This window comes from Clostridium algifaecis, assembly GCF_017874415.1.
Classification (GTDB): Bacteria; Bacillota; Clostridia; order Clostridiales; family Clostridiaceae; genus Clostridium_B; species Clostridium_B algifaecis.
This window is the reverse complement of sequence record NZ_JAGGLM010000004.1, coordinates 57,500-72,514: the sequence shown is the minus strand read 5'-3', so window position 1 is coordinate 72,514 and position 15,015 is coordinate 57,500. Positions and strand designations below refer to the sequence as shown.

Sequence of the window (15,015 nt, the reverse complement as noted above, 5' to 3'; positions counted from 1 at the left end):
TTAATTTTTATACTCCACAATCTTTTTTAATTTAGTAACATATTTTTCTTCATCTAGCGATTTAGATCTAAATCTATATTTATTACAACATTTCATAAATTCATAAGGATAATTAAGTATAGACGATATAAATTCCACACTATCTCTATCTAAATTTTCAATACTACAAAATTTATTTATAATATAATCCATATCAATATCTATTCTTTTTTTTCTAAGTTTTTTTAAAAAACTTATAGCATCTATTTCTACCATATTATATGAACATCCATCTATATTAATAATTTCTATATTATTTCTTTGTCTTAAATTATTAAAATAAGTATTCTTAATACCTACTTCTTTCCTTTTACTACTCCTCTTAAGAATACATATATAATTATTCTCATATATATCAGTTATGCTTTTTTGTGCTTTTTCCAAATATTTTTTTCCTACCTCTTTAATTATCTTTTGAAATTCGCTTTTTTCATATATATTATTTATATCTCTTTTTAACCAATTTATATATATTTTATACTCTTCCACTAATTTTCCCACATTATTATCCAGTCGTTTGTTCATGTATCCGGTATATCCCAAAGTTCTCTTGTGAAATTCGTTTATAACTTCAATTTGTTCTTCTATTTTAGGTAAGTTTATATCATCGTTTTTTTCTTCATTTTTAAAATCATCTACTATAACTATACCCTTGGATTTAAGATATTTATAAAAACATGAATTGATATCAAAATAATACACTAAATCACCTCCATTTATTAATGGGTTAACCGTATGAAAATCAAGAATGATGTTTTTTCATTTTTTTAAGTATCTTTTTCTTTTTCCTCTCTAGTTCATTTACATGTTTTTTCATCCTTTTTATTTTCTCAAGCTGTTTTACAGTCTTTTTTAAACTATTGGCCCTATTTTCATAGTAAGTAAAGTCTCTATCTTCATCCTGCCCTTTATATTCATTTTCTTTTTTATGTGACATTGATACCTGCCTCCTTAACTTAATTTCAGTTGTATCTTTTTAATCTAAATTCATGTATGAATTCCTGTTTTTGTCCTTCATCTTCAAATATTTTTCTTAATTTCTTTATAAATAAACCTTCATCCCATCTATGCTTTTCCCAATAATACTGTATTCCAATCTGCCAGTAATCCTGAGGGAATTCCATAAAAGCTGCCATAATTGGAATATCATGCTGAAATATTTTATTTATAGAATCATAAACATCCATTATAAAAAGTGCATTATTCATACTCCATTTTCCATGTTTCATTCTTCTCATAAGTAAACTGGCTAAATCATGTAAATGAGTATCTAGCATACAATAATCAAAATCAATAATATTTATTTTGTTATCCTCACTTACAAGAACATTGTGATTAGCGTAATCATGATGACAAAAACCATTTTTTACAACTTCTTTTTTCATACTATCAAGATAATTACTTTCAGCCAAATGTTTTCTAGAACATCGTGAGATCTCAATTTCCTCATCCATTTTTTTTATATACAGGTTATCAAATTTACTTTTTCTATCTTTCTTTAAAATTCTTTTTTTAAAATCAAGTATTTCATTTTCTCGTGTATTAAAAGTTTCCAGCCATTTAAACCAGCCAATTCTAGGATTCATATCTTCAGTAAACTTGAATCCCAAACTCTTATTGTGAAGCTCTGCTAATTTTGAAGATGCCATAAGAATATCCGAAGAATTATCATAATCTGATAATCTGCAATTAATCCATCTAGTAAGATAAGCAAAACTATTTCCAATTTTTATATATTTTTTTCCTGACTTTGTATTTATTATTTCAGGTATGCTTTGAAAATCATTTCTTTGCAAATGTTCCATAGCTGAAATGATAAATAAAAAATGTCCAAAATCATAATTTATTACTTTTAAACAATAGTATTTATAATCATCATTAATCTTGTACACATTCTTTATTTTTTCTATATACTGAATATTAATATCATAATTATTTTGAACAAGTTCTTTTACTTTTAAAATATCCAAGATTTTGCCTCCAAAATCACTATATTTGTATTATATGAATAATTATTTACGTATGTGATAGCTCACGCAATTCACATTTTTATATAATTAATAATATTATGTAATATGATTAATTTAATTTTTAGCTTGCGCTGTTGGAGGTAAAATTAATGAAAATTGCCATTGATGCGAGAGGAATTAATTGGTACAAAGGCACCGGTATTGGAACTTATACAGATAGAATATTATCCTACATGATAAAAAATCATAGTGAAAATTTTTATCACATATACTGGTCTGGAAACAAATATGATAATTTTAATAAAAAGAATACTAAAATAATAATGGCATCTAAAAAACAGCATAGATTTTTCGAACAATATTATTTTCCTGAAAATCTAAAAGAAGAAAACATAGACATATATCATGTACCACAAAATGGAATTGGTATTTCAGAAAATATAACTTGTAAAAAAGTTATAACTGTGCATGATTTGATACCTTATATAATGCCTGAAACCGTGGGAAGAAGTTATCTGACAAAGTTTATAAAAGAAATGCCGCGAATTATAAATATGGCTGACGCTATAATAACTGTATCTGAATATTCTAAAAAAGATATATTGAAATTTTTTCCTATAAATAAAAATAAAATATTTGTAACACCTTTGGCTGCAGATGAAAAATATAAACCCTTAGACAAAGAAATATGTAAAAATAAAATAAAATCAACATATAATATAGATAAACCATTTATTTTATATGTAGGAGGATTCAGTCCAAGAAAAAATGTTACATCTTTAATTGAAGCTTTTTCTAGAATCCACAAGAATTTAAATAAAGATTATGACTTGGTTATTGTAGGCTCAAGTAAAGATGATTTAGAAAAGTTAAAAGAATTTTCTTCCAAGTTGCATATAGAAGAGAATATAAGATTTACAGGATTTATAAAAGATGACTTGCTTCCTGTATTCTATAGCGGCTGTGACCTTTTTGTATATCCATCTCTATATGAAGGTTTTGGACTTCCTCCACTGGAAGCTATGAGCTGTGGGACACCTGTAATTACATCTAATATATCTTCCATACCTGAAGTAGTAGGTGATGGTGCCATATTAATAGATCCTAAAAATATAGTAAGTTTAATGTACTCTATAGAATCCATCCTAAATGATGATACTATAAGAAATGAGCTAAGTTTAAAAGCATTAAATCGTTCCCATCTATTTTCATGGGAAAATACCTGTGAAAAAACCATAAAAATTTACAATAAAATATTGAAAACATAAAATTAAAAAGATAAAACTTTTAACTATTTTCCGCTCTAGTTAAAAATTTTATCTTTTTATATTTTAAAAAATCCCTATGATTAAATCCCCTTGAGATTATTATATCTTATAATCATATTTTTGTAAACGTTTTATTGAATTTATTTTAATTTATTTTCCAAAGCCTTTTCAATATCAGAAAATACAGTCTTTGCATCCTTATTTTTTATATTTGTCGGGTCTAGAAAACTATTTATTTCAGAATATATATCTGGAAAATATTTGGTATACTCTATATTAAATGCACCATTCTGAGAATCCGAGAATAGTTTCCATATCTTATTATCAAAATAACCTATGTATTTATCCATATCTACAAAATTATATGAATTTTTATATACAGGCAGTCTGCCATATTTATTCAATAATTCTATTTGAAGATTATCATCTGTCAATGCAAATTTTATAAATTCTTCCGCTAGTTTACTATTCTTAGAGTTCTTGTTCACTATTAAATTTATTCCACCTATTGATACATTATTATTTCCACCACATTCAAAAGCCGGGAGCTTCATGACTCCCCACATATTTTTACTATCAGGCATTGCTTTCATTAAATCATAAGCAGTATAAGGATTTGCAATAACGCTTACAATGTTTCCTGATTGAGCAGCTTTTATAAGCTCTTTTTCTGAATTGAAATTTACAATTAAATTTTCATTGTAAATTTGTTTTTTCAATTCAAATATTCTATTCCACTTTTCAGAGTTAAAATCTAATTTTTTATTATAATTAAAATAACTGGTTCCAAGCTGATTTGCCAGAATTAAGTTGAAATTGCTGCTTGCTTCATTATTACCTATAAAATTTTTGCATTTATCTCCTGATATTTTTTTTCCTATATTTATGTAATCATCCCATGTTTTAATGTCATTTATATTTATATTTTCATTTTTAAATATATCTTTTCTATACAATATAAGTTCAGGTGATGCATCCCATGGCATTCCATAAATTCTGCCATTCACAGTATCAATATAAATTTTATTAGATATTATTGTATTTTTGTAATTTGATACTGAATCTGTCAAGTCTAAAATATTATTTTTAAATTTATTTAAATCATATTCTAAATTTTCATCATTAATACTAATAATATCTGCATCACTGCTGTTATCACTTAATAAGTTTTTCAGATTTCCCTGAATATTGCTATCAGTCTTTACATTTACATTTACTTTTTTATAAATTTCTTTAAATTTTTCTGCAGAAGTTCTAAATTGGTCTTCATATTTTGCATCCGTTACAATATTTAAGTTACCTTTATAAACTTCTTTTTCACTATAACTTTCTTTTTTATTACAGGATACAGCGACAAATAATATTATTACTATTAAAAAAATTAAACTTAATTTTATATATTTATTCATATATTATATCCCCCATATTTCATGTATAAATATTATATCATAAGTTAAACAAAAGAAAAAAGCTGGAGCGTACTCTCAGCTTTTAACCTTTTGACATTTTATAATTTCCCGTTGAATGAAATTCTTCCTTCCATGCTTTTTCCGCATAAGGTCTAAAATCCTTCGATATATTATCAAGATCTTTCTGGAACTCTGGATCTTCAAGCATCATCCTTGCACCTTCATCTGTTGGTTTTGCTCCCGTCTTTTTTACAATATCCCTGATTTGTTTTGTATTATCAATCATCATACAAGGCATAAGCAAGTTACGATTATATGGCTGTCTGTTTCTAAGTTCTCTAAAAAAATCCGACTTAAATACATCTACAAGCTTTTTGCCTTTTAAGTTGTCTACAGCAAAATGAGCGAATATGCATGGTTCTACCTGCTCCTCAGAGTTTATGTGACAATAAAATTTTCCAGCAATACATCCTCCTACATAAGGTGCATCATTAAAGAAATCAATAGTAAAATAAGGTTTTTTATTTCTTATTTCTCTTATTCTTTCTCCAAGATATATTCTTTGCTCAGGTTTTAACATTACACTTGTATCCGGCTTTTTACCTACAGGCATGTACAAAAAATACCAGCTCATTTTTGCACCCTTTTCAATAAGCATATCTATAAATTTATCCGAAGTTACTGTATCTATGTTGTTCCTGCTAGTTGCAGAAGACACTCCAAATAGAACTCCACGTTCCTTCAAAAGATCCATGGCATGCATAACTTTTTTAAATATTCCTTTGCCTCTTCTTTTATCTGTCTCTTCTTCAAAACCTTCAAGAGAAAACATTGGAATAACATTTCCAAGCTTTTGTATTCTATCTGCTACTTTTTCAGTAAAAAGTGTGCCGTTTGAGAACGGTGTAAACATACAATCATTATATTTTTCATATAAGTCCAGCATATAGTCATTTATAAAAGGTTCTCCTCCGAGAATTATAAAATAATAAATTCCAAGATCTCTTGCCTCTTTAATAATTCTATCAAGTTCTTCTTTAGGAATATCATCTTCTTTACTATAACTTGATGCATAGCAACCACTACACCTTAAATTACATCTCATGGATGGGCTTATAAGAATCGTAAATGGTGTTTTTATCCCTGTATCATTTAAAAATTTATCTCTCTTTGGTACTCCATACCATGCTGCATTGGCAAAAAAATTAGTAAAGAATTTATTCATGCAATTTCTATTTGTATCTTTTACAATTCCTGTAACAAGTTCATGAATTGATGGATTAGTATTATATAATTCCTCAACACGCTCAACTTTTTCCAAACTATCTTTATCCTTTTTTATTGTTTTTTTAACTAATGCAAAGAGTTTATCAAGGCTTTTCTCTGGCTCTTTACTATTAAGTAACTTTAGGCCCGATTTTACCAATGTATCTTTAGCTGTCTTTTCCAATAATTCTACTACCTTCATCTGCCATTCCTCCTCATAAATTATTAATTAAAAAATTATTTCTAAGCATTAATATAAGTACCTATTCAGTACTTATATTAATTATAGCTTTCATTATTTTAATGTTCAATTCAGTGGTATTATAGCTATTACTTGATATTCATAGTCAATTAGAGAACATCGGCCATGTTTATTTGATTTTCAGAATAAATCATGAGAAATAAGTATATTTTAACATTAGTAAATATTTTAACAACCAGTATAAAAATTATTTAATGCAGCCTATTTATCATACTTGCTAGATATCCAGCTCCGAAACCATTGTCAATATTGACTACACTAACCCCGCTAGCACAACTATTCAGCATCGATAAAAGGGCAGAAAGTCCATTAAAATTAGCTCCATAGCCTACACTAGTCGGAACAGCTATAATAGGCTTATCAACTAGCCCTCCTACTACACTGGCAAGTGCCCCTTCCATACCTGCTATAACAATTACTACTTTTGCACCTCTTATAATATCTAATTTACTAAACAATCTGTGTATGCCAGCTACTCCTACATCATATACTCTTTCAACCTTCTCTCCAAATATTTCTGCTGTTAAAGCAGCTTCCTCAGAAACAGGAATATCAGAAGTCCCAGCCGTTACCACCGCTATATACGTATCTGATAATTTTATTTTTTTATTCTTTATAGTTATAATCTTAGCTTCTTTATTGTATTCTGCCTTAGGACATATCTTCTTTACTGCATCATATTGTTCTTCACTCGCCCTGGTTCCAAGAATATTATCTCCTTTTGTCATCATAAACTCTACTATTCCTTTTACCTGATCTACAGTTTTGCCTGCACAGTAAATGACCTCAGGATATCCTACCCTCATTTCTCTGCTATTATCAATCTTTGCATAGCCTAAATCTTTAAATGATATATCTTTAAATTGATCAGCTGCATTATCTATAGCTACAGAACCATCTTTCACTTTCTTAAGTAATTTTTTAATATCATCCATATTCATTTTTATCACCTTGTTCTGTAAAAATTATTTGTTGTAGTTTATCATAACTTCTTTTTTAATTTCTTCTATGCTTACATTATTTTTAATTGCAAGTTTCTTGCAATCTTCATATTCTGGTTTATTTCTTACTTTTTTCCCTTTATAATATGCTTCCTTTATATTTACTATGCCATATGGCGTAGTTACTTTTTTGGTTTTTCTTTTAAGCATATCCCTTTTTACTGAATATTTTCTAATTCCTAATGTTGTAGTATTAATAAAAACTATATCTCTCATAGTATCTTCATCTTTTTCTCTATATAAAATACTTAATTTTACAGCTGGTCTACCTTTTTTCATTATTATAGGTGTCAAATAAACATCCAGTGCACCGTTTTCCAATAATGTATTCATTACATATTCATACACTTCTGAGCTCATATCATCTATATTGCATTCCATAACTTCTATTTCATCTTTAATAAATCCCATACTAAAATCTTCATCTGAATTTTGTGGATTATTTAATGTATATTCTCCTAAAAATACTCTTAGAACATTAGGAATTTCATCATTATCTTTTGTACCTATTCCGTATCCCACTTTATTTATTTTAAAATTTTTAAGATTCGTAAAATCCGAAGCTAAGTAAGATAAAATTGCTGCTCCTGTAGGAGTAGTAGCTTCAAAAGGTACTTCAGCTTTTACGTGAATATCTTTAAGTATTTCTGCTGTAGCTGGTGCCGGTACCGGTAAAGTTCCATGGGCACATTTTACAAATCCATATCCAACTTCTACGGTTGATGATAACACTTTGTCTACTTTCAAATAGTCAAAACATATTGCCGCTCCTACAATATCCACTATAGAATCCACTGCCCCTACTTCATGAAAATGTACTTCATCTATAGGCTTATTGTGAACTTTTGATTCTGCTTCAGCCACTTTTTTGAAAATTTGAAGGCTAATCTGTTTGACTTTTGACGTTAATTCACTAGAATTTATAATATTTTCAACATCAAATAAATTTCTATGATGATGGTGATGATGCTCATGTTCATTATGTTTATGATCGAAATTATGTTCGCTTTCTTCTGATAGGACAACATCTACTTTAGTCCCTGAAATCCCATTTTTGGTATTTTTTTGTATAATTATATTATATTCATTAATTTTCAACTTTTCAAGTTCCGATATCAAATAATTTTTATCTACTCCAACATCTATCATTGCCCCTAAATTCATATCTCCGCTTATTCCTGAAAAACAATCATAATAAAGTATCTTCATAATATCGTTTTCTCCTAACTGTTAAATTTTAGATAAATAATTTATATACTCTTATATTTATTTTAACATAATTCTTTTTCTTTTTTTTAGTATATATTTTTAAAAATTACGTAAAATATTATATTGTGTTATAATTACTACATCACATAATAGGAAGTGTAAAACTTATGGTAAAACTTAATCGGGATTTCTATAACAGAGACACTTTGATAGTTGCAAAAGAACTTTTAGGTAAAGTACTAATCCACAATACAGATGGTAATATACTTTCAGGAAAAATAGTAGAAGTTGAAGCATATAAAGGTATTTCAGATAAAGCTGCTCATTCTTATAAAGGCAGGAGAACTAAAAGAACGGAGGTTATGTATGGCATACCTGGTATTTCTTATGTTTTCATGATATATGGTATGTATAACTGCTTTAATGTAATAACAGAAAAACAAGGTATACCAAATGCAGTCCTTATAAGGGCTTTGGAGCCTTTAGATAATTTGAATACACTTGCTCTTAATAGATTCAATAAACCTTATGATGAACTATCAAAATATCAGATCAAAAATTTAACAAATGGTCCTGGTAAACTTTGCAGTGCTTTATCAATAGACAGAAGTGCTAATAAATTAGACTTGTGTAAAGATGAATTGTATATATCAGATAATAGCATTAATAATTTTGAAATAGAAAGTTCAAAAAGAATAGGCATAGATTATGCCGAAGAAGCTAAAGATTACCCATGGAGATTTTTCATAAAAAACAATATATATGTATCAAAAAATAAGTAGATAATTTATAAAAAGAGGATATTTTTATGCATTATGTATACATATTAAGGTGTAATGACAATACGTTTTATACAGGATATACAAACAATTTAAATAAAAGAATACAAACTCATAATGCCGGCAAGGGAGCAAAATATACAAGAGGAAGGCTTCCTGTAAAGTTGGTATATTTTGAAGAATATAGTTCAAAAATACAAGCTATGCAGCGTGAATATGCCATAAAACAGCTTACAAAAGAAAATAAATTAAAAATAATTCAATCAAATAAAAATTTAAAGTAAAATACAGCAGACAAGTTAAATCTACTGTACTTTTTGTTCTAAATGTTATAAATATTTCTTCATGGTATTTTTTTTCTTTAAAATATCTACTAAATATTTTACTTCTTGATCTCTATTTTTATCCATAACTAGGAGTACATCATCCGAATCTATAATTATTAAGTCTTTAACTCCAAAAGCTATTATTAACCTTTCATCTCCAAAAATAGTACAGTTTTCACTAGATTCCAGGAATACATTTCCTTTTATATTATTTTCTCCACATCTTCTTAAAAATCTCCCGATAGCAGTAAATGTTCCCATATCGTCCCATAAGAATTCACATTTAACTACATAAGCTTTTCTGGTCTTTTGCATTATTCCAAAATCCACTGAAATACCGTCTATCATATCATATTGTTCTTCTATAGTACTATTTTCCTGTCTAGTATCAATGCTTTCATAAATAGCAAGCATACTTTTATACATTTTAGGGAGATATTTTTGCATTTCTCTCAAAAATACATCTGCCCTCCATACAAATATGCCACTATTCCATAGATAGGTGCCCTTGAGTATCAAATCTTTAGCTACCTCTAAATTAGGTTTTTCTAAAAACCTCTCTACTTTAAAACTATCTATGGCTGCATTTATTTTTTCTCCCATCTCTATATATCCATAACCAGTTTCTGCCCTTTGAGGCTTAATTCCCATGGTTACAAGTCCTCTTTTTTTCTCAGCAATTTCTGATGCCTGACTTATTGTATTTATAAACAATTTATTGTTTCCAATATAATGATCTGACGGTAAAATTATCATAGTGGCAGAAGGATCTTTTTTTAACAACTTTACTGCTGAAAATCCAATGCATGTAGCTGTTTCTTTATTTTCCGGTTCCGCAAATATATTATCTTTGTTAATATCTGGTAATTCTTTTTGTACCTTGTTTATATATTCTTCGTTTGTAATAACATATATATTTTTTCTATCTACTAAAGGAATTATTCTATCTACAGTACTTCTTAAAAAACTTTTATTATTTATAATTTTTAGAAATTGTTTCGGGTTTTTTTCTCTTGAAAGTGGATAAAGCCTCGTACCTTTTCCTCCAGCCAAAATCAATGCATATAACAAGTATTTACCTCCTAACCATTGCTGCAAATATTTTTATATTATATATGATGTCTTTATTAAATAAACTTAAATTTTCAATAATAAATATAAATCACATTATAATATATGTTTGTATAATATAAGTTGTGAAAAATATACTTGTTTCAATATACCTTGTCCTGGTCTTATACGACTTTGAGATCATCCAATTTATTTTCAATGGAATTATTATAATTACTAATAATGTTTTTGTTCATTCCTAGGTTATTTAATTTTTCAAATACCCTATTCATTACAATTTCTGGTTCTAAATAAAACTCACTTGCTCTTATTCTAATAAATGTCCATCCCACCCTTTCTAAATTCAATTGTCTTTCTATAGTATCCTTAAAATTATACTGTTCCTTTGAAGTATCGCCATAACATATAATGGCAACCCTGTTTCTTTCGCCTTCTATCATAAAATCTATATTATATTTTCCAATCTTTATCTCTGGCCTTATACTATATCCTTTATTTTTTATACAATTGTAAACGTCTTTTTGAAAATCGGATTGAAATACTTCTTCTATATCGTTTTTATTTACAATAACCTTATTGTAATTTTCACAATAATTTAAAAGAGAATATCTCACACATTCTTCGCTTAAGTCCTTCAAATCAACCGAGTGGAAAAGCCACATTTGATTTCTCGCTCTGCTCGAAGCTACATTGAATCTTCTTATATCTGCATCTCTTGATAAAGGTGCAAACTTAACATCATTTGAAATTACCATTGATAAAAACATTACATCTCTTTCATCACCTTGAAATGAATATGCATCCCCACATATAATCCTCCTTTTTATCATCTCTTCTATTCCAATCTTTTCTTTAAGAATGTTCTCTATAATATTTCCCTGTGCTTCACCAAGCAATGATATAACTCCCATAGTCATGCCATTATATTTCTCATTCTTACAGCAGTTTGCAACTTTGTCTGCCACAGCCTCAGCCTCTATCATATTTATAGGTTTTAAAGCATCCCTTTTTCCATTCACCCTAACTGCATTTATAGGCGGATAGAAAGTTTCATTAAGAGTAGGATATCTAAGTGGTTTTATTTCACCAGAGTAAGCTAAATCATTACTGAATTTTATTATTTCAGGCACACATCTAAAATGTTCCTTAAGCATAAGCCTGTTTGGGAATACCCTAAGTGCCGTATCATAAAGACTTGTTTGAAGATCAAACCATTGCTTGTCTGGTATGCCATCAAGATACTTGTCTATTAAATTTAAAACAAGCTTTTGATCTATTCCAATAATTTCAGGACTTATTTGTTTATCATCGCCAACTATAACTGCTCTTTTAGCTCTCATAAGTGCACATAAGGAAAATATGTCACTTTGACTGCTTTCATCAAAAATAATAACATCAAATAAATCTTTAGAAAGTTTTATATTCTCGATAACTCTATTTAAGGGCATAATCCATACCGGTATAGCTTCTTTACATTTTTCCATTTCATTTTGAGCAATCTTTCTATACTTTGCAACCATTTTCCCTCTACCTTTGCCTATTCTCTTGACTGCCTGCATCCACGAGAATAAACTTCTTTTTTGTGTGTCTGAAGTTTGAAGTATCTGATTATACCATGTGCTTTTAGCAACCAAATCTTTTATAAGAATCTTTTCTGTAGTTTTTTCTCTTTCCAAATCTTCCTGAATTTTTTCTGGATTTAATCTGATTAACTTATTTAGGAGACTATTCCATTGAGACCATTTCCATGCCTTGCAGAAATTTGTATACATATCCTTTGATTTTCCCCAATTTTTAACTATGTCTTTCACAGTATTAGGACATATTCTCTCTAATTTACTTAAGACTTCATTTATTTTATTTACCTTATTCTGAGTTATTTTTATATTTTTCAATTCATTTGAAAGTTTATTTATGCTGTCTAAAGACATTCCTTCCAATTCATTTTCATAGTATGAATTATTTCCTACAGATAGCATCAACTTTTTCAAAGTATCCAAATAAACTTTGCTTTTATTATATTCATTAATATTTTTCAGACTATTTATACAATCAATTAAGTAATCATATGTTTTCAAAGAATACCAATCTATTTCCTTAGGAAGTGCTATTTTACCTAATTTGTCTAAAATATCAGATTTATATTCCTCATCCCAATTTACTATAATTCTCAATTGTTTTAAATTTCTTTCTATCTTGAATATATCATTTCCGTAATCGTTTGTTTCCTTCCCTTCATAATCCGACATCGTATTATCCCATATTGTTTTTAATTCTCTCAAAATAGTTTTTTTATGAAGAAATAATTTAACAATAAGTGCCTGATCCATATTATTAAACTTTTTATCATCTATGATGCATTTAGAAAATATATAGTTACATTCAGGATGAAGTATCTTAAATAATTTTCCTATCTTTTTCTTATTGTCCATTGCTTTGTATATTGTGTCAAAGTTCTTTGAAAATTTACTTATATCATCTTCAGGTAATCTAACGCTGTGACTTCTAAGCTCATTGGATATTTTAGTAATCCTAAGCACTAAATTACTTGATTTATAATATAAATCTTTAAAAGTTTGTTTTATACCATCATTTTCATGATATCTTTTAAAAATATCTTCCCACACACTATCCTTAATTTTAATTATAGTATCTCTTGAATTTAAAACACTCTCTAAAAGTTCATCGTAGTTGCATCTGTCTTTATAAGGTATATGCCAATTTTTTATATTGGAAATATACTCTTTATAATGCGGCTTTAATTTTTTATAATTAGATATTACAGTACTAATTTCTTCATTTTCCGGCAACTTATTTATTATATTTTTTATGCCGTCAAAATTATATTTCTTTTCTTTACTAACTTCACCTAATGAGTTCATAAGTAAATCAAATTCTTCGCTTGAAATTGGCATATCGTTTTTTGTATTTATTTTATCTGAAATCCAGGAACATTTATCTTTATTTTTTCTTACCCATTTTGATATATCTAGCATATTATATTTTTGTCCAGAATAGGTTATAGTTTCATTTTCTAAAATTTGTGCTTGATTTAATTTTCTATAAAGTAATTTTTGATTTTCTACACATGAATTTAACTGATGCTTTAATATTTTTATATCATTATCTATATTTTTAGCATCTAAAGATAGATTATCTGTTATCTTTCTTACAGATTCATTTAAATTTTTAAAAGATTCTGGATCATTTCCCAGGAGGCTTATACAAAGTGGTCTTATTTCTTCAGGTATTTTTTTTATAAGTACTCTAAGTGCCCTATCTGTCTGGCTCGTAACAAGTATTCTTTTGCCATAAGCAAGAAGATGACATATCAAATTAACTATGGTATGACTTTTTCCTGTTCCCGGTGGTCCCTGCATAACTACTCCATAGTTTTCTGATATTCTTTTTATTATTTCTTTTTGTTCTAAATTTGCAGGAAGTGGGAAGAGTACAGTCTTAGATACTTTTTCCCAATCTTCTGAATCTTTTTTCTTATTACTTTTATCATCGGATATATTGCCTTCTCCAACCAATGCTTTAATTGTTTCAGGTATAGGATATCCATTTTTTATTTCTTTTAATATGTTGTTTATTTCAGTTTGCCACAATTTCATGTTATTTTTTCTTACAAAAATAACAAAAGTGTCATATATTACAGGAACATCATTTATTTTAATTTTTTTATTAGAAAAATATGTGTCTTCCAATTTTCCTTTACTGTTTATCTCTGAAATTATATTTAAAAGAACTTGTTTTGTTTCTTCTTTAATTCTTAAATCCAGATTAATATTATTTATTTTATCTTCCAAGCTAAAAATATTTTTTATGTCGACGTTTTCTAAATTTTCAAATATAGATGATTGAAACTTAGTTTTACCGCAAGGTAATAAATCAAATACCTTTCTTAACGCATTAAACTCTATTCTCATTTTAGTCTCAAGTACAGGATGAATTATTTTTTCATTGTTTAGTTTCCAGCACATAAGTCCATATCCACATACTATCTCAAAATCTTCTCCTCTTTTTTCACTTTCCTGATATAGCTTGAAAAATTCATCGTACAATTTTCCACATTTTTTACTTATTTCTATCCAGAAATCATTTGTAGTGTTCCTGTTTACAACACATCCCGATAAATTTAAAAATTCCTCTTCCCAGTATAATTTATCATAATCATATACATTCTTTATAGTCTTTTCATTCAGATTTTTTAAGCTTAACAAATAAGAAAATATTTTTTCTACTTTCTCCCTACAATCCATATTATCCTCCTTTGCTTATATAAAGACCGATTTAATTTTGCCCACTTAATAATATACTTACTTTTATGTTAAATTATACCATGATAAAATATAATGTACAAAAAAATCGTTAAACAAATTTCAGATTGAAGTGACAATATTTTATAATAA

The 15,015-nt window shown here is 27.6% G+C and carries 12 protein-coding genes; 3 read left to right on the top strand and 9 right to left on the bottom strand.

From position 1 onward, the window contains the following. Genes J2Z42_RS04970 through J2Z42_RS04960 form a run of 3 tightly spaced genes read right to left on the bottom strand, consistent with a single transcriptional unit; the run spans window position 1 to window position 2,009 of the window. Window positions 1-741 carry a spore coat protein gene (locus tag J2Z42_RS04970; protein ID WP_209701439.1) on the bottom strand — a complete coding sequence of 247 codons (741 nt, stop codon included), beginning with the start codon at window positions 739-741 and terminating at the stop codon, window positions 1-3. A gap of 40 nt (window positions 742-781) precedes the next feature. Beyond that, window positions 782-976 (bottom strand): hypothetical protein, encoded by a 195-nt coding sequence (locus tag J2Z42_RS04965; protein ID WP_209701437.1) that lies wholly within the window; start codon window positions 974-976, stop codon window positions 782-784. Between the two features lie 25 nt (window positions 977-1,001). Continuing rightward, the gene (locus J2Z42_RS04960; RefSeq protein WP_209701435.1) at window positions 1,002-2,009 is read right to left on the bottom strand and encodes a CotS family spore coat protein; all 1,008 of its coding nucleotides are present in this window, start codon (window positions 2,007-2,009) and stop codon (window positions 1,002-1,004) included. Window positions 2,010-2,158: 149 nt separating this feature from the next. Between J2Z42_RS04960 and J2Z42_RS04955 the strand changes: the two genes are divergently transcribed. Then, window positions 2,159-3,277, top strand: coding sequence for a glycosyltransferase family 4 protein (locus J2Z42_RS04955; RefSeq protein ID WP_209701433.1), 1,119 nt, complete (start codon window positions 2,159-2,161; stop codon window positions 3,275-3,277). 140 nt (window positions 3,278-3,417) lie between these two features. On the opposite strand, the gene J2Z42_RS04950 is transcribed toward J2Z42_RS04955, so the two are convergent. The 4 genes from J2Z42_RS04950 to larC all read right to left on the bottom strand — a co-directional run bounded on the left by J2Z42_RS04950 (window position 3,418) and on the right by larC (window position 8,424). Beyond that, window positions 3,418-4,686: an ABC transporter substrate-binding protein gene (locus J2Z42_RS04950; protein ID WP_209701431.1), complete on the bottom strand. Its 1,269-nt coding sequence runs from the start codon at window positions 4,684-4,686 to the stop codon at window positions 3,418-3,420. An 82-nt stretch (window positions 4,687-4,768) separates the two neighbouring features. Beyond that, on the bottom strand, window positions 4,769-6,154 hold the full coding sequence (locus J2Z42_RS04945; RefSeq protein ID WP_209701429.1) for a radical SAM protein: 1,386 nt from the start codon (window positions 6,152-6,154) through the stop codon (window positions 4,769-4,771). A 251-nt stretch (window positions 6,155-6,405) separates the two neighbouring features. Then, a complete protein-coding gene (gene larB, locus J2Z42_RS04940; protein ID WP_209701427.1) occupies window positions 6,406-7,155 on the bottom strand; it encodes a nickel pincer cofactor biosynthesis protein LarB in 750 nt (249 codons plus the stop codon). Between the two features lie 24 nt (window positions 7,156-7,179). Further along, the gene (larC, locus tag J2Z42_RS04935) at window positions 7,180-8,424 is read right to left on the bottom strand and encodes a nickel pincer cofactor biosynthesis protein LarC (protein WP_245331492.1); all 1,245 of its coding nucleotides are present in this window, start codon (window positions 8,422-8,424) and stop codon (window positions 7,180-7,182) included. 167 nt (window positions 8,425-8,591) lie between these two features. Between larC and J2Z42_RS04930 the strand changes: the two genes are divergently transcribed. Beyond that, complete coding sequence (locus tag J2Z42_RS04930; RefSeq protein WP_209701425.1) at window positions 8,592-9,206, top strand: DNA-3-methyladenine glycosylase; 615 nt, start codon at window positions 8,592-8,594, stop codon at window positions 9,204-9,206. 26 nt (window positions 9,207-9,232) lie between these two features. Continuing rightward, window positions 9,233-9,487: a GIY-YIG nuclease family protein gene (locus tag J2Z42_RS04925; RefSeq protein ID WP_209701423.1), complete on the top strand. Its 255-nt coding sequence runs from the start codon at window positions 9,233-9,235 to the stop codon at window positions 9,485-9,487. A 45-nt stretch (window positions 9,488-9,532) separates the two neighbouring features. On the opposite strand, the gene J2Z42_RS04920 is transcribed toward J2Z42_RS04925, so the two are convergent. Together J2Z42_RS04920 and J2Z42_RS04915 are read right to left on the bottom strand one after the other, a co-directional pair. Next, a complete protein-coding gene (locus tag J2Z42_RS04920; protein WP_209701421.1) occupies window positions 9,533-10,600 on the bottom strand; it encodes a mannose-1-phosphate guanylyltransferase in 1,068 nt (355 codons plus the stop codon). A 164-nt stretch (window positions 10,601-10,764) separates the two neighbouring features. Beyond that, window positions 10,765-14,865, bottom strand: coding sequence for a PDDEXK-like endonuclease domain-containing protein (locus J2Z42_RS04915; protein WP_209701419.1), 4,101 nt, complete (start codon window positions 14,863-14,865; stop codon window positions 10,765-10,767). Between the last annotated feature and the right edge of the window lie 150 nt (window positions 14,866-15,015).